Source organism: Paenibacillus pasadenensis DSM 19293 (genome assembly GCF_000422485.1).
GTDB classification, from domain to species: Bacteria; Bacillota; Bacilli; order Paenibacillales; family Paenibacillaceae; genus Paenibacillus_O; species Paenibacillus_O pasadenensis.
In genome coordinates this window covers 15,932-39,298 of sequence record NZ_AULW01000039.1, presented here as the reverse complement: position 1 = coordinate 39,298, position 23,367 = coordinate 15,932, and the positions used below count along the sequence as shown (strand labels likewise).

The following is a 23,367-nucleotide window of genomic DNA, read 5'->3' as shown; positions in this document are numbered from 1 at the left end:
GAAGATTTTTTTGTGTTTAACCCATTTATAAAGAGGGTGTCCCTAAGCCAAGGCTTTCGGGACACCCTCTGTCGCGTTCATGGAATCGACGCTGCCGGCTCGACATGCCCGGCAGCGGACGGCACCAGGCGTCAGCCTGCTGCCGACAGCTGGCGAAGCGCCGCCTCGGACTCTTCGATCCTCGACTGCAGCTGCGTGTTTTGGCGGACGAGCGTCTCGACCGTAGCCAGCAGCTCCTCGAGCGTCGCCGACGACTGCTGCACGACCGCGGCGAAGTCGCTCACCCGCTCCTCGACATCTCCGCTCGAGGCGCTGACCGCGTCCATCTCCACGCCGATCCGCGCCGCATCCGACTGCAGCGACTCGACGGACTGGCGGATGCCGTCGAACGCGGCGCTGGTCGCCTCCACATGGCCGAGGCTCTCCTCCATGCGCAGCACGTTCTCGCGCATCGCCTCGCGAGACTGCTCCGTACGGACGGCGGCCTCCTCGAGGCTGCCGGTCATCCGGTCGGCCGTATCGCCGGCCGTCATCGCCAGCTTGCGGATCTCGGCCGCCACGACGCCGAAGCCCGCTCCATGCTCGCCGGCGCGCGCCGCCTCGATGCTGGCGTTGAGCGACAGCAGGTTCGTTTGGCGGGCGATGTCCTGGATCGAGGCCGTGAACGGCAGGATGCCCCGGATCGTCTCGTTCAGCCCGTCGAACCTCTCCTGCAGCTCCTCCATGCTTGCCCGGAACTCGCCGATCGTGCGGCTAAGCTCGCCGACGATGCGCGCGCCCTCGGCGGACGAGCCGCCCGTCACCTCGATCTGGCCGACCATCGAGCCGAGCGTGCCCATCATCCGCTCCATCTGGTGCATCGACTCGCTCACCCGCGAGGAGATTTCTCCCATCGTCTCGGCCTGGGTCGTGACGCCGGACGTCAGCTCCTGGAACGCGGTGTTCATTTCCTGGAAGGAGGCGTCGTTCTCGCGGCCGTTCTCGCGGATGCGGCCCATGCTGTCCGACAACGTCTTGACCGTCTCAAGCGTCATCCGCTCGCGCTCCTGCTCCTTGAGCAGCTGCTGCTGGGCCGCTTCCTGGAGGCCGAGCGCGCGCCGGAAGATCGAGCGGCCGATCTCCGACTGGGCGATCATCGTGACCGCCGCCAGCACGAAGTAGAACAGGAAGTAGACCAGATGGGACTCGCCAGCCGAATCAGCCGCGGGGAAAGCCAGATATTTGTACAAAATGATGAATATCCCGCTCAGCGTGCCGTAGGCGAGCGACAGCCGGCTGTTGTACATGATGCCGATGGCCATCAGGTAGAAGGCGCTCAGCGCGTTCAGCGGATCGTCGGGACTGTCCTGGATGCCCGTCGCCGCCAAGTAGCCGACCAGCATGAGCACGGCGATCGGGATCGCCCTCTCCAGCACGCGCAGCGCATGCGCCCCCCAGAGCAGCGCCATGCCGACGGCCGTAGGCAGCAGCATCTTGAGGGTGAACTCCAAGGTCGAGCTGAAGGCGATCATCATTGCGCCCAGCAGCAGGACGTTCGAGCTGACGATGGCCAGCACCGTCTGGTTTCGCTTGCGCAGCTCCAGGTAGGCGTGGTCGGCCTCGCCGGCCGCTTGCCCCGCTCCTCGCTGGAACAGCTTGCCGATTAAGGGAGACTGGTTTTGACGGTTGATGCCGGATGGTGTTGAAGCCATGATGAGCCCTCGCTTTTGTCGATAGTCGATTGCACTTTCGTGCAGTAGTATAGGTATCGACACCGAACTTTCTTATCGTGATAGAGAAATCGAAGGGCGCTGAAAAAAATTAGCTCCAGCGGCTGGAGAAGCCGCTGGAGCAATGTTTGCGAACTTCGCGGACGATTCCGGCGAATCAGATCCGCCCAGCCGCCCACAGCGAGCTGCGGCGGATCAGCCGCTGCAGCTGCGGATGCCGCAGCGAGTCGGAGCTATGGCCCGGCATGATGGATACGACGCGGCCCCGGCCGACCCGATGCGCCCAGGCGGCAGGACGGCGCACTCCGCCCAGCACGTACTCGAGGATGACCTCGCGGTCCATCGACGGCCGGAACGAGTACCGGTACGGCTCGTCGGTCAGCTCGAACGGCTCGAGGTCCTGGACGGCCGGATGCACCCCCGCCTTGCCGACGACTGGATCGAAGCTGAGCAAGCGCCCTTCTGGATGCTCCTCGCAGCGCGCGCCCGCGAGATGCTCCAGCAGCGGATGAGAGGCGAGCGAAATTCCGCAATGGAGCAGCACGAGCCCGCCCCCGTGCTCGACGAACCGGACGAGGCCGGCTGCCTGCCGATCGGACAGCGGCCGCTCCCAGCGATCGCTGCAGGCGACGATCAGCGACTGGTCGGCCGGCATGTCGTCTTCGAGCAGGCCGTAGCTGTCGCTCGCCTGCATGTCGAAGTCTTCGCCGAGCAGCCGGCAAAGCGCCTCCTGCAGCGACGCCAGCGGATGGCTCTCCGCCTCGCGGTCGCCGAGCAGCAGTCCTCCCGAGCCCGCCAGCGACCGAGCCGCCGGCCTCGCCGGCCCGAACGGCAGCGCCTCCCGCGTCATTCGATCCGCGACGAGCCCCGCCAGAGCTCCGGCCTCCGCATCCGGCACATGAGCCGAGCCTCCTCTTCCCACTTGGATGACCATTTCCGATTCCCCTCCCGAACGATTGGTTTCGACTCGTTTCGCCGTCTGTCAGTATCAATCGACATTAGGCATAACAAAAATCGACAAATCAATAACTGTTCTGGATTATAATTCCACGTCCATCCTCTGTTTCCTTCCGTCGCCGCATCCAAAAACAAACCGACAGCCGCGGGGCAGGCAGCGGTTGAAGGCTGCTTGCCCGGCATGCTGCCGGTTCGGAGAAGTCCGCTCCTCCGCGCCATGTATACGGGTCATTACCCGAAGCGCGGAGCGGTGAAACGGGACGGTCAGAATAGGTGTCGGGGGAGTCGGGGGCTCGGGTGGCAGGAGCCTGGACTCTGAGAGACGAGACGCCGGGAGCTTGGGCGTCGGAAGCCGCGAGTCCGGAGTCGGGACCTCGGAGCCTGCCCTATGCGCGCAGCCGCCAGACGAGGCTTTGGAAGTCGCCCGGGCGGTCCGCAAGCGCGAGACCGGCATGCATCAGGACATCGCCGCCGACGCGGAAGGACTCGCCTGCGCCGGGGCTGGCCAGGTCGATCTCGACCGCCTCGTACTCGAGCGCAGGGTCGAGCCCGCGCAGCTTCAGCCAGCCGATCGGCGGGTTAGGCTGGGCCAGCACGCGGAAATGGAACGCGATCGCTTCGCGGCGGTCCGGCGAGACGATCATCCAGGCGGCGTCCTCTCCTTCGAAAGGACTCAGCAGGCGGTACAGATCGCCGAACTGCACCAGGCTCCGGATATCCTTGTAGAAGGCGACCTGGGCCGCCGCGAGCGCGGCTTCTTCCTCGCTGAACTTGGTCAGGTCCAGCTCATAGCCGAAATTGCCGCTCATCGCCACGTCTCCGCGCATCTTGAGGCTCGTCACGCGGCCGACCTGGTGGTTCGGCACGGCGGAAATATGAGCGCCCATCGAGCTGATCGGGTAGACGACGCTCGTGCCGTACTGGATGCGCAAGCGGCTGACGGCATCGGTATTGTCGCTCGTCCACGTCTGCGGCATGTAGTAGAGCATGCCGGGATCGAAGCGGCCGCCGCCGCCGGAGCAGCTTTCGAACAGCACATGCGGGAACTTGGCCGTAATCCGGTCCAGCACGCGGTACAGGCCGAGCATGTAGCGATGCGCCGTCTCGCGCTGACGCTCCGGCGGCAGCGCGGCGGAGCCGATCTCCGTCATGTTGCGGTTCATGTCCCATTTGACGTAGGTGATCGGCGCGCTTGCCAGCACGCTCTCGATCTGCTCGGCGATCGCATCGGCGACTTCCTCGCGGGAGAAGTCGAGGATCAGCTGCCGGCGTCCTTCGCTGCGGCGGCGGCCCGGAACATGCAGGCACCAGTCCGGATGCTGGCGGTACAGGTCGCTGTCGGGCGAGACCATCTCCGGCTCGAACCACAGGCCGAACTGCAGCCCTTCCGCGCGCACGCGCTCCGCGAGATCTCCGAGCCCTTCCGGCAGCTTGTTCAGGTCGACCTTCCAATCGCCGAGCGAGCTGTCGTCCCGGTCGCGCCGGCCGAACCAGCCGTCGTCGAGGACGAACAGCTCGATGCCGAGCTTGCCGCCCTCGCGGGCGATCGCGGCGATCTTGTCGGCCGTGAAGTTGAAATACGTCGCCTCCCAGTTGTTGACGAGCACCGGACGCTCGCGGTCCCGGAACTCGCCCCGGCACAGACGGGAGCGGTACAGCCGATGATACGTCCGCGACATGCCGCCGAGTCCTTCGGCGGAGTAGACGAGCACGCATTCCGGCGCCTGGAACTCCGCTCCCGGCTCGAGCCGCCAGGAGAAGCCGTCCGGATGGATGCCGATCTGAGCGCGCGACATGCCGTACTGCTCCGTCTCGACGCGGCCGAGGAAGCTGCCGCTGTAGACGAGGCTGAAGCCGTACGCGTCGCCCTGCTCCTCGTCGGCCCGACGGCCGAGCAGCGCGAAGAACGGATTGTGGTTGTGGCTGCTCGAGCCCCGGCGGCTGCCGATCGACTGGGTGCCCGGCTGCAGCGGAGAGCGGCTGATGCCCCGCTCCATCGCCCAGCGTCCGTCCAGATGCAGGAAGTCGTAGTCCGACGTCTTGAAGTCGACGCTGGCGCTCAGCGCCGCCTCCAGCTCCAGCGGCTCGCTGCCGCCGTTCGCGAAGCGGACCGACCTGGCGACCGCGGCATGCTCCGCGAACACGGTGTAGGAAAGGATGACGGCGAGCCCGCTGTACGCATCGCGCAGCGTCAGCTCGAGCGTGAGCGCCTCGTCCTCCGACTCGGCGTAAACGGCCGGCAGTCCCGCCAGCGCGGGCTTGCCGCCGAGGATGCGGTGGCTCTCGTAGACGGCTTCCGTCACGGAGGTGCCGTCGGCGAGCCGCGCCTCATAGGCCGGCGCGCGGAAGTCGCCCGCGCCATGCGCCGGGTATTCCTGCGGCAGCGTATCGAGCGTCAGCACGGGACGCGCCTGCAGCAAGGTCGGGGAGAACGAGGGACGTTCCCGGAACGCCGTTCCGAGCTGCGGGGACGCGGCTGCGAGCCTCGGCCCCCAGTAGACATGAGCGGGATAGCTGCCTTCTATGAGTTCAACGACATAGCTGACCGCGCCCCCCTGCAGATGGAACAAACGGCGGTCGGCGTCGTAATGGATCGCGGCCTTCATCGGACATCTTCCTTCCTCGATAAATTCCGGGCAAGTCCATCTTCGGTCAAAAGAGAAGAGCTGCCCTCAGCCTTCTCATTATCGGTCTTTCCGAGCTGCTTCGTCCATGAGCAAAACGCTTTCGCATATGGACATTTGTCGTTTCGTACGCCGGGTCGTCGAACGAGGCAGGAATTGTCCTCTGCGGCTGGAATAAACCGGGAGAGTAGGGCCCGGCGATGCGCCGGTCCGTGAAAAGGAGGCGGCCGCCAATGGAGCCGAAATGGCTGTCCTGGGCAAGAGAGATGCAGGCGATCGCGCAAACCGGCCTTGCCTATGGCAGGGATGTCTACGATGTGGAGCGCTTCGAGCAGCTGCGGGCGCTGAGCGTAAGGATTATGAGCGAGCATACCGGCGCGGGCGAGGCGGACATCGAGCTGAGCTTCGCCTCCGAGGAGGGGCACGCGACGCCGAAGGTCGACGTGCGCGGCGTCGTGTTCCGAGAAGGCAAGCTGCTGCTCGTCCGCGAGAAGTCCGACGGCCGCTGGTGCCTGCCGGGCGGCTGGGCCGAGATCGGCCTGTCCCCGAAGGAGAACGTCGTCAAGGAAATCCGCGAGGAGAGCGGCTTCGAGACGCGGGCGGTCCGCCTGCTCGCCGTGCTGGACCGGCTCAAGCAGGACCATCCTCCGGATGCCCGCCATATCTATAAGCTGTTCATTCTTTGCGAAATTATCGGCGGCGAGGCGGGCGGAGGCGTGGAGACGAGCGAGGCCGCCTTTTTCGGCGAGAGCGAGCTTCCTCCGCTGTCGCTCGGACGCAATACGCCCGTCCAGCTCGCGCTCATGTTCGACTTCCTGCGCAATCCTCAAAAGCCGGCGCTCCTCGATTAGATGAGCCCGGCTTTTAGTCTGACCGCCGCCGATCGTCCAAGCAAGCGCTTGCTTTTTTCGCGGCGGCCGATCGGGCCTTTTCAGCGCATCGGAATCTGCTATACTGTCGGAAGCTGATATCAAAAAGCAAGCTTCATCCGGCTTCCACACTCATCCAGAAAGAAGGACGCACATCCATGCAACATGTCCAGTCAGCCGATGCTTCGCTGCCTCGCGGCGGCAAGGAACGGTTCCCGCTCTCCCTCTACTCCCTCACGGCCGGGGCCTTCGCCATCGGCATGACGGAATTCGTCATCATGGGCCTGCTGCCCGAAGTCGCGGCCGATCTCGGCGTCAGCGTGCCGAAGGCGGGCAACCTGATTACGGGCTACGCGCTCGGCGTCGGCATCGGCGCGCCGGTGCTGGCGCTCGCCACGGCACGATTTCCCAAAAAGCTGCTGCTCTCGCTGCTCATGGTGCTCTTCATCGCCGGCAACGCCGCCGCAGCGCTCGCTCCTACCTACGGCATCCTGCTGGCGGCCCGCATCTTCACCTCGCTGGCGCACGGCACGTTTTTCGGCATCGGAGCGGTCTACGCCTCCAGCCTCGTCTCCGCTCAGCGCAAGGCCGGAGCGGTCTCGGTCATGATGGCCGGACTGACGATCGCCAATGTCCTCGGAGTGCCGTTCGGCACGTTCATCGGCCAGGAGCTCGGCTGGCGGATGTCCTTCGTCGCCGTCGCGGTCATGGGCGTCGTCACGCTGATCGGCCTGGTCGTGCTGATTCCTTCCGTCAAGCAGGAAGAAGATACAAGCCCGGCCCGCCAAATCCGCGCGCTGCTGCAGCCAAAGCTCGGACTGGCGCTGCTCACCGGCGCGATGGGCTGCTGCAGCCTGTTCGCGCTGTTCAGCTACATCAAGCCGCTGCTCACTGACGTGACGGGCATGTCCGAGGGCATCGTCCCGTGGGTGCTCGTGCTGTTCGGCTGCGGCGTGACGCTCGGCAACATGATCGGCGGCAAGCTGGCGGACCGCGCGCTCATGCCGACCGTCATCGGCTCGTTCCTGGCGCAAGCGCTGCTGCTCGCCCTGCTCGGCCTCGTCGACACGACGCCTGCGGCGACGCTCGCCGTCGTCTTCCTATGGGGCGCGGCTTCGTTCGCCTCGATGCCGGGCTTGCAGGTGCGCATCATGACGCTCGCCAAGGACGCGCCGGCGCTCGCCTCTACGTCCAACCACGCCGTGCTGAACTTCGGCAACGCCTTCGGCGCCTTTTTCGGCGGCTGGATCGTCGTCCGCTTCGAGCTCTCCTCCGGCGCCTACGACTACAGCGTGCTCCCGTGGACGGCAGCCGCGTTCTCGCTGCTCGGCCTCCTGCTCGCCTGCGTGATGCTGGCCTGGGATCGCCGCGGCAAGGCCTTCTCTTAAGCTAGAACCCAAACGGCCACGCCCCCCACTCCTCAGCCGTTCAGCGGCAAAACGCAAAAGGACGAAGCAGAACCGATCGGTTCCGCTTCGTCCTTTGTTTTGCGTCTGGCCGAAGCTTGGCTCAGCCCGCTTTCTGCGGCTTGCCGCCGCCGGGCATGAACACCGCGAGCACGCCGGCAAGCGGCAGCACGCTGGTCCAAAACATCATGCTCTGCAGGCCGTACAGGTCGCCCAGCCGGCCGAGCACGACGGCGCCGAGCGCGCCCATGCCGAAGGCGAGTCCCGTGATCAGGCCCGAAGCCATGCCGACGCGTCCCGGCAGAAGCTCCTGCGCATACACGACGCTGACGGAAAAGCCGGACTGCAGCACGAGGCCGAGCAGCGCGGCGAACGGATACATCGCGATCAGCGGCAGATGCGGCAGCAGCAGCGCGAACGGGGCCGCTCCTAGCAGCGACAGCAGCATCATGCGCTTCGCTCCGATTTTATCCGAGACAATCCCGCCGAAAAAGGTGCCGACGACGCCGAAGATCATGAACAGGAACACCGGCACCTGCGCCGCCTGCTTGGTGAGGCCGTAGTCGTGGATGAGGTAGAATTGATAAAACGTGCCGATCGCCGCCCCGTACCACGAGCGCGCGAAAACGAGCGTAATGAGCAGCGCCAGCGCCAGCGCGACGAGCTTTTTCCGCTTGCGCGCGTCAGCCGACAGCTCGCCGCGCGGCACGGCGGCTTTCTTGACCGGCTTGCCGTGCTCCGCCAGCTGACGGCTGTACCATGGCACGACCTTGAGCAGGACGAGAATGCCCGCCACGGCGAGCAGCGTGCCCCAGATCGCGCCTTGCTGGCCGAGCGGGATGAAGATCAGAATCGTCATGAGCGGCGCGAGCGACTGGCCGAAGTTGCCGCCGACCTGGTAGATCGACTGGGCGAAGCCGCGGCGGCTGCCGGCCGCGAAGTAGACGACCCGCGAGCCCTCCGGGTGGAACACGGCCGAGCCGAGCCCGACGAACAGGATGAAGAACACGAGCCACCCGAAGCTCGGCGCGTAGGCCAGCCCGGCGATGCCGATCATGCTCATGATCATGCCGCCGACGAGCAGCCAAGGGGACGGCCGGCGGTCCGAGAACAGGCCGACGACGGGCTGCATGACCGAGGAGGTCATCTGCAGCGTGAAGGTCAGCCACCCGATCTGGGTGTAGCTGATGTGCAGCGTATCCTGGAAGATCGGGAACAGCGCGGGGATGACCGACTGCATCGAGTCGTTGAGCATATGGACCACGCTGATGGCGATGAGGATCGCATAGACGGTTCCGGTGCGCGCCGCGCCGATCCGGGCCGTTTGCGAAGCGGACATGGACAGGACTTCCTTTCGGTTGAACTTGAAAATGAATAGCTACAGAAAACGGATGCAGACCGGAGACGGCAGGCTCAGAACGGAATCCGTCCCTTGCAGCAGGCCCGTCTGCGGATCGCGGCGCAGCACGTTCACGCTGCCGCTGTTCTGATTGGCGGCAAGCAGCCAGCCCCCGTCCGGCGAAAGCGCGAAGTTCCGCGGGTAGCTGCCGCCGGTCGATTCATGCTGGATCAGCCGCAGCGTGCCGTCCGCCGCATCCGCCTCGAACACGGCGATGCTGTCATGGCCGCGGTTGGACACGTACAGGAAGCGGCCGTCCGCCGACAGATGGATGTCCGCCGCCCAGCTTTCCCCGGCGAAGCCTTCCGGCAGGGCGGACAGGCGCTGCACCGGCTCCAGCGAGCCGTCCTCGCCGAGCCTCGCGACGGTCACATGGGAGTCCAGCTCGCCGATGATGTACATGTAGGGTGAGCCTTCGCGAGCCGCCGCATGGCGCGGTCCGGAGCCCGGCTCGACGCGCAGCGCCGATGTCCGCAGCAGCGAGCGTCCGTCGACCGAGCGCCGGTGGATGTAGACCGTATCCGTGCCCAGATCGGCGACATAAACGAACGGCGTGCCCGGAATCGGTCCGATGCTGTGCGCATGGGCCTTGTCCTGGCGGCTCGTCATCGGGCCGAGCTCGCCCGGATTCTCGATCACGGCCGATGCCGGCTCCTCCAGCCGCCCGGCTGACGAGAGCGGGAACACAGCCGCGTTGCCGCCGCTGTAGTTGGCCGCATAGAGCGAGGCTCCCTCCGGAGAGACGCTGACATAGCAAGGATGCTCGCCGTGCGTCAGCTGGCTGCCGAGCGCCTCGAGCTCGCCGGTGGCGCCGTCGATCGCGAGCTCATGCACGGAGCCGCCCGGCTTGCCGCGCGTCTTGCCGACCTCGCTGCAGGCGTACAGGATGCTTCCATTCGGATGCGCCGCCAGAAAGGAGGCCTGCTCGACGCCGGCCAGCCGCTGGAATACAGCCAGCCTGCCGCTCTCTTCGTCGAGCCGGCAGCCGTAGATGGTCGGCTCCGCCGCCTCTCCATAGGCGCCGATATAAAAGATGCCGCTGTTGTTAGCCAAACGAGTCGCCTCTTTTCCCCCGTCCCGGGGTCTATTTTTTGTGACCATACCATAATCTACCCATTCCTACAATTCGTCCAGCGACCGTTTTCGGAGGCCAGGGCCGGGCTTCCCCCCGCATCCGCGGCCAAGCTCGCCCGCAGCGCGCGCGTCTCTGCCGCAGGCGACCATTCGACTTGCTGCGCCAATCTCTTACAGAAAGGGTACACAATTGATATACTTGTAGAGCAGGTATTTCCCGGGGAATAGGAGGGGAGGCGAAGCATGAGGAATCGTGTCGACATCATCCGGACATGCCGCCGCGCGGCGCTGACGGCGGCCGCGGCCGCCATCGTCGTCCTGGCCGCGCCGCTGCCGCACGCGCACGCCGGCATCTGGAGCAACATCAAGGAGATCTACGACACTCCGGCCAAGGTCGAGGAGCTGCAGAAGCAGTATAGCGAATCGGTCGGGCGCCTGGAGGAGCAGCAGCGGAAGCTGCAGGAGGACTACTCGCGGAAGCAGGCCGAGCTCGAGCAGCGCCAGCAGGAGCTGATGCGGCAGAACGAAGCCTACCAGGAGCAGAACGGGCGGCTGCAGGAGCGGAATGCCGCGCTCGAGGCGGAGCTCCATCAGGCCGCGGAGCGAAGCGCCGCCATCAAGAGAGGCATCGCCTGGACCGTGCTCGTCCTCTCCTCGGCGTTTCTCGGCTACATCGCGGCCGTCCGCATCTGGCGCTACCGGGCTTATCGCGCGCAGAGCCGCAGCGGCGGAGGGGCCGCTTCATGAGGACGACCGCGCCGCCTCCCCAAGGCTATGTGCGGGTCGAGCTGGAGGCCGGCGAAGCGCTGCATGTGCTGCATCCAAATGCGATCCTCGCGTATCGGGGAGCGGGGCGCGGCCGCGAAGACCGCATCATGGACGCGGGCGGCATCTACCGCAAGCGCAAATGGATCCGCTCCCTGCTGCGCGGGCAAAGCGAGCTGCTGCTCGGCCTGCCTCCCGGATTCGGCCTGGAGACGGTCGCCATCCCGGCTGGCAGCGATCTGCTGTTCGACTTCCGGCATGTGATATTCTACAGCGACGGCATGGCGCTGAAGCCGCGCATCCAGAAGCTCAAGACCGCCTGGATCACGAAGGAGCTGACCCGCATGCGCTTCAGCGGTCCCGGCTCCATCGGCATCCTGACCGCAGGCGGCCTCGCCCGAATCGATCTTGACGAGGAGCAGCCGCTGTTCATCGACGCCTCCGCGCTCGTCGCCTTTCCCGAGTCCGCGAGCATCCGGCTCTCCGTCTACGGCAATCCGCTGGCCTCGCAGCACATGAACGTGCAGTGGGAGCTGCGCGGGACCGGCTCCGCGCTCATCCAGACCGGCTCGTTCGACCGCGCGCTGCCCGAGCTGCTGGACAAAGGCGGCTTCATCCGCCGCACGCTGCGCGAGCTGCTGCCGTTCGGTGGCGTCTACATCAAATAACGAGAAAAACCCCCGTACGGGGGTTTTTCCTTTTCAACACCTCGTCCGCATCCTCCCCGGCTCTAGCGGGCCAGCGGATCCAAGTCTGCCGGCGCCTCCGCCGCGCCGCGGCTTCTCGCCTCCGACGGAGCGTAGCCCCGGTAGCGCCGGAAGATGCGGCTGAAGTAGCTCAAGTCGTTGTAGCCGGCGGCCATCGCGATTTCGGCGATCGTCTTTTCGCTGCTGCGCAGCAGATACTCGGACTTGTTGATGCGGATCCGGTTCACGTAGTCCGTCACCGTCCGTCCCGTCAGCTGGCGGAACAGCCGGCTGAAATGATAGCGGCTGAGCGAAGCTCTGGCAGCCAGCTCCTCCACTGTGATGTCTTCTGTATAGTGCGTCTCGATATAGTCGAAGATCGGCTCGAACCGCGCGAGATTGCGCAGCCGGGCCGACGACTCCTGCTCGCTCAGGCGCAGCTCCACATAACCCCGCAGCAGCAGCGTCAGCATGGCGTACAGCTGCGACTTGACCGACAGCTCGAAGCCGGGCTGGCGCTCGCGGAACTCCTCCGCCAGCCGGTCCAGAATCGCGGCCAGGCCCGCGTCGCCGCTGATCCGGTTGCAGAACAGGATGCGGTTCTGCGCCATCGGCGTAATGTACTTCGTCTCCGCGGCGTCCGGGGACTGGCTCTGCAGCAGCGCAAGATCGGCGATGAGGATGTCGTACTCCACCGCATCCGAGCTCAGCAGTCCCATATGGATGTCGTTGCTGTTGAACACCATCACATCGCCGGGGCCGGCGTCGAACGGCACATGGTTGACCTCCACCCGCGCGTGCCCGGAGAGGAAATGCAGCACCTCGATATGGTTGTGCCAATGGGCCGGAAACAAGGTCGCTCCCTTCCCGGCCGCCTTCATCTTGCCGAGCTTGACCGGAAAGCGGGGATCCGGCATGCTCATCGGCTCCAACAGGGACAGCGGACGTTCCATAATCTTCTACCGGCTCCTTCCCGTTGCTCCCGCGCCGCCGCACATTTGTCCAAATAGTCCGCATGATCGCCCATGCCGAACCGCCGCGCGCGCCGCTATACTTTCCGTATATCAAGGTTACCAAGCAAACGAGGAGTGAGGCAAGCATGAGCATCCGAATCGGCGTCATCGGGGCGGGATCGATATCCGAGTTCCACCTCAAATCGTACGCGGCCAATCCGAGCTGCGAGCTTGTCGCCGTATGCGACCTGAACCGCGAGCGCGCCCAGGCGGCGGCGGACAAGTACGGCGCGGCCAAAGCGTTCTCCGACTACAAGGAGCTGCTCGCCGATCCCGAGATCGACGCGGTCAGCATCTGCACCTGGAACGACACGCATGCGGAGATCAGCATCGCGGCGCTTGAGGCCGGCAAGCATGTGCTCGTCGAAAAGCCGCTTTCCCGCAAGCTCGAGGAAGCCTATGCCGTGCAGGAAGCCGTCCGCAAGTCGGGCAAGACGCTGATGGTCGGCTTCGTGCGGCGCTACGATCCGAACGCGCTCATGCTCCGCTCGTTCGTCGACGGCGGCGAGTTCGGCGAGCTGTACTTCGCCAAGGCGTCCTACATCCGCCGCATGGGCAACCCGGGCGGATGGTTCTCCGACCGCTCCCGCTCCGGCGGCGGGCCCGTCATCGACATCGGCGTGCATGTCATCGACCTGTGCTGGTACATGATGGGACGCCCCAAGGTGCGCTCCGTCAGCGCCAATGCCTACAGCAAGCTCGGCAACCGCGACAGCGTCAAATATTTGTCGCGCTACAAGGCGGCCGACTACAACGCCGAGCTGAACGACGTCGAGGACATGGCGAACGCGCTCATCCGCTTCGACAACGGCGCCTCGCTGCTTGTCGATGTCAGCTTCTCGCTGCACGCCTCCAAGGACGAGGGCATCGTCAAGCTGTTCGGCACGAAAGGCGGCTTCGAGATCGATCCCGAGGTCGTGATGGTGACCGAGAAGCATGATACGATCCTCAACGCCTATCCGCAGACCGACAGCAAGGGCATGCAGATGAACCTCGCGTTCCAGAGCGAGATCGACCACTTCGTCGACAGCGTCATGACCGGCCGGGCTCCGATCAGTCCGATCGAGGACGGCGTCGAGGTCATGAAGATTCTGGACGCGATCTACGAGTCCGCCGCCAAGGGAGCCGAGGTGACGTTCCCATGAAGCTCGGCCTCAGCACCTACAGCCTGTACGGCGCCTTGCAAAAGGGCGAGATGACCGTGCTGGACGCGATCGACTTCATCGCCGATAACGGCGGCGAGCATGTCGAGATCGTGCCGCTCGGCTACGATCTGGTCGGCAGCCCGGAGCTCGTCCGGCAGATCGCCCGGCATGCGGCAGCGCGCGGGCTCGACATATCCAACTATGCGGTCGGCGCGAACTTCCAGGGGCTGGCCGACGAGGCGCTGCGCGCCGAGATCGACCGCGTCAAGCGCGAGGTCGACATCGCCCATGCGCTCGGCGCGCGCTTCATGCGGCATGACGTGGCGAGCGACGACGACCGCTCGATCCAGAACTTCAACCGCTCGCTGCCGCGCCTGGCGGACGCCTGCCGCGAGATCGCCGACTACGCTGCGGCCGCCGGCATCACGACGAGCGTCGAGAACCACGGCTACTTCATCCAGGCGAGCGACCGCGTGCAGGCGCTCGTCTCTGCGGTGGACCGGCCGAACTTCCGCACGACGCTCGATGTCGGCAACTTCATGTGCGCCGACGAGGATTCCGTCTCGGCCGTCCTGAAAAACCTGCCGATCGCCTCGGTCGTGCATGTGAAGGATTTCTATCTTCGTCCTTCCCATCGTCCTCCGGGCGAGGGCTGGTTCCCGACCGCCTCCGGCAATTTCCTGCGCGGCGCGATCGTCGGCCAGGGCGACATCGACATGCCCGAGGCGATCCGCGCCATCAAGGCCTCCGGCTTCGACGGCTACATCTCCGTCGAGTTCGAAGGGCTGGAGGACTGCCGCTTCGGCTCCCGGGTCGGCATGGCGAACGTGCGCCGGCTCTGGGACGCCTGCTGAAGCAGCGAGGCCGCCCGTCCGATCGTCAAAAAGGCTTTCCCCAATCCGGCTGGAGACGCCGGATGCGGGAAAGCCTTTTTTGGAGGAAAAATCAGGTCGAGCGCGCAGCGGCGCCTTCTTCGAAGGCAGTCGTAAGCGCATGGATCAGAAAGAAGCGCCGGATCGGCTTGACCAGCATCGTGCGCGGCTCCAGTCCCGACGCCGCCGGCCTCGCTCCGCCGAGCGGCGCCATCAGCACGAGCGGAAGGCCGCAATCCGAGGCCCGCTCCACGAGGCTCGTCATCGCCTGCGACGAGGCGAAGCTCTCGTCAGCCAGCAGCACGTCGAAGCGTCCCTCCGCGGCCAGCGCCCGCATCGCTTCCTCCGGCTCGGCGCAGCCGGTTACGGCTACGCCCCATTGCTCCAGCTGCTTGCCGACGATTCTCCGCAGCTCCTCGCTGCCGTCGAGCAGCAGCGCCCTCTTCCCTGCGACAGGCGCATGGTTCAGCTGGACGAGCGGCGTCGGCTCCGCGCGGAGCATCATCTCGAACGTGAAGACGCTGCCTCGGCCCGGTACGCTCGACGCGCGCAGGCTGCCCTCCATCCGCTCCGCAAGCTGCCGGGAGATGTACAGGCCGAGCCCGGTGCCGACCTCCTGCTTCCGCTTGCCCTCATGCGGACGGCTGTACTTGTGGAACAGCTGCTCCAGCTCCTCCTCCGTCATGCCGCTGCCCGTGTCCGAGACGGACAGGCTTACGCGCAGCCGGCCCGGCTGCTGAGGAAGGCGCTGCGACCGGATCTGGACCGTGATGCTGCCCGTCTCCGTGAACTTGACCGCGTTGCTGAGCAGATTGAGGAGCACCTGGCGGATCTTGCCCGCGTCTCCGTACAGGAGAGGCAGCTCCTCCTCCGCGTCGATCAGCAGCTCGAGCCGCTTCGCGAGCGCCTGGGAAGCGAACAGGAAGACGCTGTCCTCGACGACCGACAGCAGATCGATCGGAAACGCCTCCAGGCTCACCTCGCCTTCGTTCAGCTTGCTGTAGTCGAGGATGTTGTCGAGAAGCTGCAGCAGATTGCGGTTGCTGTCCTCCATGAAGCGGAGGTAGACGTCCTGCTCCTCGGTCGTGCCGCTCTGCTGCATGAGATCGGTCATGCCGATCGTGCCGTTGAGCGAATTGCGGATCTCGTGGCTGAGCATGGCCAGCAGATCGGAGCTCTGAGCCAGCTTGGCCTGGGCGGTGCGATGCCGCTCCCTCAGCCGCTTGAGCCGCAGCTCCGCCTGCTGCCTGCGCAGCTTCTGCCGCTCGCCGCGACGCCGCTCGCGCTCATGCTCGCGCTCGAGATCGATCGTATAGGATAAAAAGACGGACATCGAATTCAGCGTGCGAAGCTCCCAGCTGCTGACCGGGTAGCCCGGTTCGTCCATCGCGCAGAGGGTTCCGTAGAGCGTGCCGTCGGCGAGCCGGATCGGCACGCCGACGAACGAGCGGTCGCCGAGCGCGTCCGTGACCGCCATCGCGGAGGCGGACGCATGGCTGCGCGTGCTCGGGATGACGACGAGTCCGCCGCGGCGGTTGGGAACGAGGCTGCAGTAGGCTTCGGGGAGCGGCAGCAGGGTGCCGGCCTCGACGAGCCGCTCGCCGCGGTTGAACGCCCGGATAATATGGTTCGTGCTGCCGTCGTTGACGGCGATAAACAGCGTATTCAGCTGAAGAAGCCGTGACAGCAGATCGAGAATGTGATCGGCGGCCTCATTGAACGTCTCGATCGCTAGATGCTCTCTGCTCATTCTTCACCGGCTTTCTTTATAACGTTAAGGATTAGTCCATTATACCAGAGCCGGGCGCGAAATCCTACGGCGGACGCGAAAGGAGCCGTTCTCCCGCTTCCCAAAAAAGCCGCGCTGTGCTATGATATGTAAGCGTTATCAATAAATCAGCATTTGCAAGGGGGAAACGGAATGGAAAACGTGCCATTAAAGGACCGCAACGTTTACGAGGACTTTGATGTCGAAACGGACATTCTGTACTACAGGCTCGGCAGCTCGGGCCTCGTCAGCTTCCACGGCAGCAACTACAACATAAAAAAGAAACTGTCTGCCGACCAGATCGGCCGCCTTCGGAGCGGCTCCTTTTACCCGCTCAGCTCTGACTGCTACGTCAATACCTCCCTCATCAGCGACATCGTCGACAACACGATCTACTTCGGCAGCAAGGGCCCTGAGGCGAAGCGGGTGCCGATCTCGCGCTGGAAAGCCTACCTGCTGCGCAGCCATTTGAGCCGCCTGCATAGCCCTACCGCGCAATAGCGGCCTCGCCGCCGCTGGCCGCGCGAATGAGAAAAAGACGTTCCGCCTATTCAGGCGGAGCGTCTTTTTTCATGCCGTCACGGCAGCAGGTCGCTATCGCGCTTGACGCCTAGAATCTTGTACTCCGGCTCGGGTCCGTACAGCTTGGAGTTGACCATGAACCAGCGGAACAGATGCGTGACGAACACCTTGAGCACGGCATAGCCGGGCACGGCCAGGATGATGCCGAGGAAGCCGAACAGCTTGCCCGACGTCAGGATGACGAAGATGATCGTGATCGGATGGATCTTGAGCGACTTGCCCATCACCTGCGGCGAGATGAACTTGCCCTCGATCAGCTGCACGATCGTCCAGACGGCGATCATCTTGAGCAGCATGATCGGCGAGGTGAACGCCGCTACGACGAGCGCAGGCGTGATCGCGATCGCCGGCCCGATGTACGGCACGACCGCCGTGCACGCGGCGACGATGGCGAGGATGAGCGAGTACTCGAGCCCGATGACGAGATAGCCGACGTACAGCAGGCAGCCGATGCAGATGCTGACGATGATCTGGCCGCGGATGTACGAGCTGATCTGGTCATTGGACTCGCTCAGCACGCGGCGCGTTTCCGGACGCAGCCCCGTCGGCAGCAGCTTGAGGATGAACTCCGGCAGCCTGCGGCCGTCCCTCAGCATGTAGAACAGGATGAACGGCAGCGTCACGAGCGCGAGCACGAACTCCGTCACGGTGCCAAGGAAGCCGCCGATGTTGGTCAGCGTCGTCTGCACGATCGAGCCGGCGCGCTGGGACACCTCCCGGGCGAGCTGCTGCGGATCGAAGTTGAACTCCCGTTGAAGCTCCGTCACGGTATCGTTGCCGAGATAGCGCGCGAACGTGTCCTGCACGTACTTCGTATAGGCAGGCACGTTGTCGATCAGTCCTTGGATCTGCTCCCGGACGACGGGAACGACGATCGTGACGAGCAGCGTCAGCAGGCCGAGGATGATGACGTAGAGCGCCGCGATGATCCAGCCTCGCTTCATGCCTCTCTTTTCCATCCAGTCGACGAGCGGATTGAGCAGATAATAGGCGACTCCGGCCAGCAGGAGCGGCAGCAGCACCGTCTTCACCAGGACGATCAGCGGAGCGAAGATGAACGTGATATGCGCCAGGACGTAGACGTTGATGCTGACCAGAAGCAGGACGAGCAGAAACAGGACGAACTTGTTGTTGATGAAAAAGGTGCGGAATCGGTTGAAGCGCGCTTCTTCCTGGCGCTCCTGCTGGATTTGGTCCAAAAGGCTTCCCTCCAATTATGCCAAGTATTGCTGTTCCCCACATCATAATCATCCGGCCCTGCGACTGCAAATACTAAGCGGGCCATGACGCTCTTATACGGGTGGGAAAGCCTTCTGGATTCAGCTTTCATCCCTTTACGAATCCGCACCGTTCCGTTTATAATAAGGTTAAAGCGGTTTTTGAAATGAAGTTTTACTGTGTGAAACCATGCCTGACCGATGCCTGTTTGCCGGAAGTTCCGCCCCCCGGCGCTTCGTCATGTCCGGCCGGCCGCGTTTCACGCCTGCCTGGAGTCGCCCACCCGACGCTCCCGCAGCCACACTTTCGTTTCATCAATTGCAAATCCGCCTGAGGGGAGCATAAGCCTGATGCCATTGCAGAACCAGTATTCTGTCCGTTCCACGCTGGAAGTCGGCGGCAAGTCGTACACGTACTACCGCCTGGAAGGCCTGGAAGAGAAGGGACACGGATCCATCTCCAAGCTGCCTGTCTCCATTAAAGTCCTGCTCGAGGGCGCCATCCGCCAGTTCGACGGACGCGGCATTACCGCCGACCACGTCTCGCAGCTCATGAACTGGGCTCAGAAGCGCGAGGACAAGGAAATCCCGTTCATCCCCGCCCGCATCGTGCTGCAGGATCTGACCGGCGTGCCGGTCGTCGTCGACCTGGCCGCCATGCGCGAGACCGTCAAGAAAAACGGCGGAGATCCGAAAAAGATCAATCCGCTCGTGCCGGTCGACCTCGTCATCGACCACTCCGTCATGGTCGACGCGTTCGGCTCGCCGGACGCGCTTGAGATCAACCAGCGCATCGAGTTCGAGCGCAACGCCGAGCGCTACAAGTTCTTCCGCTGGGCGCAGACCGCGTTCGACAACTTCCGGGCCGTGCCGCCGGATACGGGCATCGTCCACCAGGTCAACCTGGAGTATCTCGCCTCTGTAGCCGCGACCAAGGTCATTGACGGCGAGACCGTCGTCTTCCCGGACTCCCTCGTCGGCACCGACTCCCACACGACGATGATCAACGGCCTTGGCGTCGTCGGCTGGGGCGTCGGCGGCATCGAGGCGGAAGCCGGCATGCTCGGCCAGCCGCTCTACTTCGTCGCGCCTGAAGTCATCGGCTTCAAGCTGACAGGCATGCTCGCCGAGGGCGCGACCGCGACCGACCTGGCGCTGACCGTCACCGAGATTCTCCGCAAGCGCGGCGTCGTCGGCAAGTTCGTCGAGTTCTTCGGCCCCGGCCTGTCCAACATCAGCCTGCCGGACCGCGCGACGGTCGCCAACATGGCTCCGGAGTACGGCGCGACGGTCGGCTTCTTCCCGGTCGATGCGATCACGCTGAACTTCCTCCGCCAGACGGGCCGCACCGAGGAGCAGATCGAGCTCGTCGAAGCGTACTACAAGGCGCAAGGCATGTTCCGCACCGACGATACGCCGGACCCGACGTTCACCGACGTCATCGAGCTTGACCTGTCCACGATCGTGCCTTCCCTGGCCGGTCCGAAGCGTCCGCAGGACCGCATCGAGCTGACCGCCATGAAGGAAGCTTGGAACAGCACCGTGCGCACGCCGGTCGACAAGGGCGGCTACGGCCTGTCCGACGCCAAGATCGAGGAAGTCGTCGAGATCAAGCATGCGAACGGCAAAGTGAGCAAGATGGGAACGGGCGCCGTCGTGCTCGCCGCCATCACGAGCTGCACGAACACGTCCAACCCGAGCGTCATGCTCGGCGCCGGCCTCGTCGCCAAAAAGGCCGTCGAGAAAGGCCTCGTGAAGCCGGAGTACGTAAAAAGCTCGCTGACGCCAGGCTCGCTCGTCGTCACCGACTACCTCGTGAAGGCTGGACTGCTGCCGTACCTCGAGCAGCTCGGATTCCATGTAGCCGGCTACGGCTGCGCGACGTGCATCGGCAACTCCGGTCCGCTGCCGGAGGATGTCAGCCAGGCGATCGCCGACAACGACATGACCGTCGCGGCCGTCCTGTCCGGCAACCGGAACTTCGAGGGCCGCATCCATGCCCAGATCAAGGCGAACTACCTGGCGTCCCCGCCGCTCGTCGTCGCCTATGCTCTGGCCGGCACGGTCAACATCGACTTCGCGAACGAGCCGATCGGCCACGATCAGCAAGGCGAGCCGGTCTACCTGCGCGACATCTGGCCTTCCTCCGAGGAGATCGCCAATGCCGCCAGCTCGGCGATCACGCCTCAGATGTTCCGCGACAAGTACGACAACGTCTACACGCATAACGAGCGCTGGAACCAGATTCCGGTGCCGGAAGGCGAGCTGTACGAGTGGGATGAGGACTCCACCTACATTGCCAACCCGCCGTTCTTCGAGAACCTGGCGGACGGCATCCGCGACGTCGCGGACATCAAGCATGCCAAGACGCTGCTCCTGATGGGCGATTCCGTCACGACGGACCACATCTCCCCGGCCGGCAGCATCCGCGCCGACTATCCGGGCGGCAAGTACCTCCTGGAGCACGGCGTCGAGAAGAAGGACTTCAACTCCTACGGCTCCCGTCGCGGCCATCATGAGGTCATGGTGCGCGGTACGTTCGCGAACATCCGCATCCGCAACCAGGTCGCTCCGGGCACCGAGGGCAGCTTCACGACCTACCTGCCGACCGACGAAGTGACGTCCGTCTACGAAGCCTCGATGAAGTACCAGGCCGACAAGACGAACCTGATCGTCATCGGCGGCAAGGAATACGGCACCGGCAGCTCCCGCGACTGGGCCGCCAAGGGCACGTTCCTGCTCGGCGTGAAGGCCGTCATCACCGAGAGCTTCGAGCGGATCCACCGCGCGAACCTCGTCGGCATGGGCGTCCTGCCGCTCTGCTTCCAAGAAGGCCAAGGCTGGAAGACGCTCGGCATCACCGGCCGCGAGACCTTCGACATCGAAGGCCTCACGAACGACGTGAAGCCTGGCGACCAAGTGACCGTCACCGCGACCCGCGAAGACGGCAGCAGCTTCCAGTTCCAGGTTACGGTACGTCTGGACTCCCTCGTGGAGGTCGACTACTACCGCAACGGCGGCATCCTGCAGACCGTTCTGCGCCAGATGCTGAGCGAGCAGAAGTAAGATTTTTCCCTTTCCGCGCCGGAAGCATCCGCTTCCGGCGCTTTTTTTGTATTCCGCTCCCGATCCGAGTAGAAATGGTCCCAGCTGAACGACGAGCGCTCCTGCAGCAGAGCGTCCAACATCGCCAAGACATCCTCCTTCGATCGAATTTCCTCTGCTCCCATTGAACTTCACCCCTTCTCAGCTCTACATATCCTGCTTTCATTCGACAGCATTCGACTTCATAAAACGCTTGGCAAGCATCCAAAGAAGCAGATTTAGCGCTTCAACCGAAAAAAGCAATTCCTTCCTAATTCTACCTGAAGTCCTACTCCGGCACATCCTCCCCGGGACTTAATGATGAGATGCCGTGAGCTTTCCTTGAGCTTTCACTTCTAAAGAATCAATTGTTACTTTTTAGAATTTTCTGTATTTACGAACGATTTCTCCCGTGATAGATTTATTCACACGGCTGCAATCTGGAAATATCAGATCGGTTATTGCCGAATAAATTAATGGGGGTGCATAAATAATCTCTTTTCATGCGGTTTAGCTTTGTTTAATCTGCACTTACTAAAAAAACGAATTGGAGTGAATTAATTTCATGAAAAGATCCGTCTCGGCCCTGCTGGGAAGCATTTTGCTGCTTTCTTCCGTTTCTTTGGTTAACGCCGCCCCTTCGATGAGCGTCATTCCCGAGGATTCGCTCGCGCCTCAATTCATCGGCGGCGATACGAATGCGGCTGCCGCTGGCGGCACATCCGAGGATAAGGTATGGGCTTTCCTGCGCAGCCAGCAGACGAAGCTCGGCCTGACGACGTCCGATCTCAAGACCGCCTTCCAAATCAAGGACAAGCAGCTGGACGCGGGGTCCGGCATCGAGCATTTCCGCCTCCAGCAGGTCGTGAACGGCGTCCCGGTCTACGGCGCCGATCAGACGATCCATGTCGACAACAAAACCGGAAAAGTGACCTCCTTCCTCGGCGCCGTCATTCCTTCCAAAAAGCAGGAGCAGTTCGCCGCGAAGGCGCTCCAGCCGCAGCTCAGCCCGACCGACGCCATCGCCGTCGCGACCGCGGAAGCCGCCTCGCGGATCGGCAGCCTCGGAGCCTCGGAAAAGGCGCCTTCCGCTCAGCTGTTCGTCTACGCCGAAAACGGAGCGAACAATCTGGTGTACGAGACGGAAGTGAACGTGCTGGAGCCTGAAGCGCTCCGCACCCGCTATCTGATCGATGCCGTCGACGGCCATATCGTGCTGCAATACGACCTGCTGCAGCATGCGACCGGCACCGGCACCGGCGTCGCTGGCGATACGAAGACGTTCCAGACGACGCTGTCCGGAAGCACGTATCAGCTCAAGGACACGACGCGCGGCAACGGCATCTCGACGTATACGGCTTCGAACCGCACCTCCTTGCCGGGCACGCTGCTGACCGACAGCGACAACGTCTGGTCGGACCGCGCGGCGGTCGACGCGCATGCGTACGCCGGCCAGGTGTACGACTTCTTCAAGAACAAGTTCGGCCGCAACAGCCTCGACGGCAACGGCTTCGCGATCCGCTCTACGGTCCACTACAGCTCGAGGTACAACAACGCTTTCTGGAACGGCTCGCAGATCGTATTCGGCGACGGCGACGGAACGACATTCACCTATCTGTCCGGGGACCTGGACGTCATCGGCCACGAGCTGTCCCACGGCGTCATCGAATACACGTCGAACCTGCGCTACCTGAATGAATCCGGCGCCCTCAACGAATCCTATGCGGACGTGCTCGGCAATTCCATCCAGGCGAAAAACTGGCTGATCGGCGACGACATCTACACGCCTGGAGTCGCCGGCGACGCGCTGCGCTCGATGTCCAACCCGACGCTGTACGGCCAGCCGGACCATTACGCCAACCGCTACACCGGCACGGCCGACAACGGCGGCGTCCATACGAACAGCGGCATCACGAACAAAGCGTTCTACCTGCTCGCCCAAGGCGGCACCCATAACGGCGTGACCGTCGCCGGCATCGGCCGCGACGCCGCCGTGAACATCTTCTACAACACGGTCGCCTACTACCTGACGTCCACGTCGACGTTCGCTTCCGCCAAAAACGCCTCCATCCAGGCGGCGAAGGACCTGTACGGCACGAGCTCTCCGTATGTGACGTCTGTGACTAATGCGTTCCGCGCCGTCGGCCTTTAGCTCCGCTACGGATTGACGGCAGCGTTCCGCGCCGTCGGCCTTTAG

General features: G+C 63.9%; 17 protein-coding genes. 9 read left to right on the top strand and 8 right to left on the bottom strand.

Going from position 1 to position 23,367, the window contains the following annotated elements; genetic code table 11:
- Nucleotides 1-131: 131 nt before the first annotated feature.
- The 3 genes from H582_RS0106350 to H582_RS0106340 form a co-directional block, all read right to left on the bottom strand.
- Entirely contained in the window at nt 132-1,691 is a 1,560-nt protein-coding gene (locus H582_RS0106350) for a methyl-accepting chemotaxis protein (protein WP_028597872.1), read from the bottom strand.
- 175 nt (nt 1,692-1,866) lie between these two features.
- Nucleotides 1,867-2,643: a ThuA domain-containing protein gene (locus H582_RS0106345; RefSeq protein WP_084136731.1), complete on the bottom strand. Its 777-nt coding sequence runs from the start codon at nt 2,641-2,643 to the stop codon at nt 1,867-1,869.
- A gap of 409 nt (nt 2,644-3,052) precedes the next feature.
- The gene (locus H582_RS0106340; protein ID WP_043111002.1) at nt 3,053-5,272 is read right to left on the bottom strand and encodes an alpha-galactosidase; all 2,220 of its coding nucleotides are present in this window, start codon (nt 5,270-5,272) and stop codon (nt 3,053-3,055) included.
- A 251-nt stretch (nt 5,273-5,523) separates the two neighbouring features.
- Here H582_RS0106340 and H582_RS0106335 point away from each other — a divergent pair, with 251 nt between their 5' ends.
- Entirely contained in the window at nt 5,524-6,141 is a 618-nt protein-coding gene (locus H582_RS0106335; RefSeq protein ID WP_028597869.1) for an NUDIX hydrolase, read from the top strand.
- 176 nt (nt 6,142-6,317) lie between these two features.
- Entirely contained in the window at nt 6,318-7,547 is a 1,230-nt protein-coding gene (locus H582_RS0106330; protein WP_028597868.1) for an MFS transporter, read from the top strand.
- A 121-nt stretch (nt 7,548-7,668) separates the two neighbouring features.
- Here H582_RS0106330 and H582_RS0106325 read toward each other — a convergent pair whose 3' ends face one another.
- The gene (locus tag H582_RS0106325) at nt 7,669-8,904 is read right to left on the bottom strand and encodes an MFS transporter (protein ID WP_028597867.1); all 1,236 of its coding nucleotides are present in this window, start codon (nt 8,902-8,904) and stop codon (nt 7,669-7,671) included.
- Between the two features lie 39 nt (nt 8,905-8,943).
- A complete protein-coding gene (locus H582_RS0106320; RefSeq protein WP_043111001.1) occupies nt 8,944-10,017 on the bottom strand; it encodes a lactonase family protein in 1,074 nt (357 codons plus the stop codon).
- Between the two features lie 264 nt (nt 10,018-10,281).
- On the opposite strand from H582_RS0106320, the gene H582_RS0106315 reads away from it, so the two are divergent.
- Both H582_RS0106315 and H582_RS0106310 read left to right on the top strand, forming a co-directional pair.
- Nucleotides 10,282-10,785, top strand: coding sequence for an SH3 domain-containing protein (locus H582_RS0106315; RefSeq protein ID WP_028597865.1), 504 nt, complete (start codon nt 10,282-10,284; stop codon nt 10,783-10,785).
- Entirely contained in the window at nt 10,782-11,471 is a 690-nt protein-coding gene (locus tag H582_RS0106310) for an AIM24 family protein (RefSeq protein WP_028597864.1), read from the top strand. The genes H582_RS0106315 and H582_RS0106310 overlap by 4 nt, the downstream gene beginning before the upstream one ends.
- Nucleotides 11,472-11,533: 62 nt before the next feature.
- Here H582_RS0106310 and H582_RS26250 read toward each other — a convergent pair whose 3' ends face one another.
- Entirely contained in the window at nt 11,534-12,442 is a 909-nt protein-coding gene (locus tag H582_RS26250; protein WP_052333014.1) for an AraC family transcriptional regulator, read from the bottom strand.
- Between the two features lie 146 nt (nt 12,443-12,588).
- On the opposite strand from H582_RS26250, the gene H582_RS0106300 reads away from it, so the two are divergent.
- Both H582_RS0106300 and H582_RS0106295 read left to right on the top strand, forming a co-directional pair.
- Nucleotides 12,589-13,647 (top strand): Gfo/Idh/MocA family protein, encoded by a 1,059-nt coding sequence (locus H582_RS0106300; protein ID WP_028597863.1) that lies wholly within the window; start codon nt 12,589-12,591, stop codon nt 13,645-13,647.
- The gene (locus tag H582_RS0106295) at nt 13,644-14,501 is read left to right on the top strand and encodes a sugar phosphate isomerase/epimerase family protein (protein WP_028597862.1); all 858 of its coding nucleotides are present in this window, start codon (nt 13,644-13,646) and stop codon (nt 14,499-14,501) included. The genes H582_RS0106300 and H582_RS0106295 overlap by 4 nt, the downstream gene beginning before the upstream one ends.
- A gap of 91 nt (nt 14,502-14,592) precedes the next feature.
- Here H582_RS0106295 and H582_RS29845 read toward each other — a convergent pair whose 3' ends face one another.
- On the bottom strand, nt 14,593-16,269 hold the full coding sequence (locus tag H582_RS29845) for an ATP-binding protein (protein ID WP_052333013.1): 1,677 nt from the start codon (nt 16,267-16,269) through the stop codon (nt 14,593-14,595).
- A 171-nt stretch (nt 16,270-16,440) separates the two neighbouring features.
- Between H582_RS29845 and H582_RS0106285 the strand changes: the two genes are divergently transcribed.
- Complete coding sequence (locus tag H582_RS0106285) at nt 16,441-16,788, top strand: hypothetical protein (protein ID WP_028597861.1); 348 nt, start codon at nt 16,441-16,443, stop codon at nt 16,786-16,788.
- A 77-nt stretch (nt 16,789-16,865) separates the two neighbouring features.
- Here the strand turns inward: H582_RS0106285 and H582_RS26240 are convergent, their stop codons facing one another.
- The gene (locus H582_RS26240) at nt 16,866-18,068 is read right to left on the bottom strand and encodes an AI-2E family transporter (RefSeq protein ID WP_280522977.1); all 1,203 of its coding nucleotides are present in this window, start codon (nt 18,066-18,068) and stop codon (nt 16,866-16,868) included.
- A 369-nt stretch (nt 18,069-18,437) separates the two neighbouring features.
- Here H582_RS26240 and acnA point away from each other — a divergent pair, with 369 nt between their 5' ends.
- Entirely contained in the window at nt 18,438-21,152 is a 2,715-nt protein-coding gene (gene acnA, locus H582_RS0106275; RefSeq protein WP_028597860.1) for an aconitate hydratase AcnA, read from the top strand.
- Between the two features lie 583 nt (nt 21,153-21,735).
- Nucleotides 21,736-23,322: a M4 family metallopeptidase gene (locus tag H582_RS0106265; RefSeq protein WP_028597858.1), complete on the top strand. Its 1,587-nt coding sequence runs from the start codon at nt 21,736-21,738 to the stop codon at nt 23,320-23,322.
- Nucleotides 23,323-23,367: the final 45 nt, after the last annotated feature.

What these genes read in the sequence shown, in the direction of transcription:
- H582_RS0106340 (WP_043111002.1), bottom strand. Translation starts at nt 5,272, where the DNA reads ATGAAGGCCGCGATCCATTACGACGCCGACCGCCGTTTGTTCCATCTG.
- acnA (WP_028597860.1), top strand. Translation starts at nt 18,438, where the DNA reads ATGCCATTGCAGAACCAGTATTCTGTCCGTTCCACGCTGGAAGTCGGC.
- H582_RS26250 (WP_052333014.1), bottom strand. Translation starts at nt 12,442, where the DNA reads ATGGAACGTCCGCTGTCCCTGTTGGAGCCGATGAGCATGCCGGATCCC.
- H582_RS0106285 (WP_028597861.1), top strand. Translation starts at nt 16,441, where the DNA reads ATGGAAAACGTGCCATTAAAGGACCGCAACGTTTACGAGGACTTTGAT.
- H582_RS0106310 (WP_028597864.1), top strand. Translation starts at nt 10,782, where the DNA reads ATGAGGACGACCGCGCCGCCTCCCCAAGGCTATGTGCGGGTCGAGCTG.
- H582_RS0106265 (WP_028597858.1), top strand. Translation starts at nt 21,736, where the DNA reads ATGAAAAGATCCGTCTCGGCCCTGCTGGGAAGCATTTTGCTGCTTTCT.
- H582_RS0106315 (WP_028597865.1), top strand. Translation starts at nt 10,282, where the DNA reads ATGAGGAATCGTGTCGACATCATCCGGACATGCCGCCGCGCGGCGCTG.
- H582_RS0106295 (WP_028597862.1), top strand. Translation starts at nt 13,644, where the DNA reads ATGAAGCTCGGCCTCAGCACCTACAGCCTGTACGGCGCCTTGCAAAAG.
- H582_RS29845 (WP_052333013.1), bottom strand. Translation starts at nt 16,269, where the DNA reads ATGAGCAGAGAGCATCTAGCGATCGAGACGTTCAATGAGGCCGCCGAT.
- H582_RS0106345 (WP_084136731.1), bottom strand. Translation starts at nt 2,643, where the DNA reads ATGGTCATCCAAGTGGGAAGAGGAGGCTCGGCTCATGTGCCGGATGCG.
- H582_RS0106330 (WP_028597868.1), top strand. Translation starts at nt 6,318, where the DNA reads ATGCAACATGTCCAGTCAGCCGATGCTTCGCTGCCTCGCGGCGGCAAG.
- H582_RS0106325 (WP_028597867.1), bottom strand. Translation starts at nt 8,904, where the DNA reads ATGTCCGCTTCGCAAACGGCCCGGATCGGCGCGGCGCGCACCGGAACC.
- H582_RS0106350 (WP_028597872.1), bottom strand. Translation starts at nt 1,691, where the DNA reads ATGGCTTCAACACCATCCGGCATCAACCGTCAAAACCAGTCTCCCTTA.
- H582_RS0106300 (WP_028597863.1), top strand. Translation starts at nt 12,589, where the DNA reads ATGAGCATCCGAATCGGCGTCATCGGGGCGGGATCGATATCCGAGTTC.
- H582_RS0106335 (WP_028597869.1), top strand. Translation starts at nt 5,524, where the DNA reads ATGGAGCCGAAATGGCTGTCCTGGGCAAGAGAGATGCAGGCGATCGCG.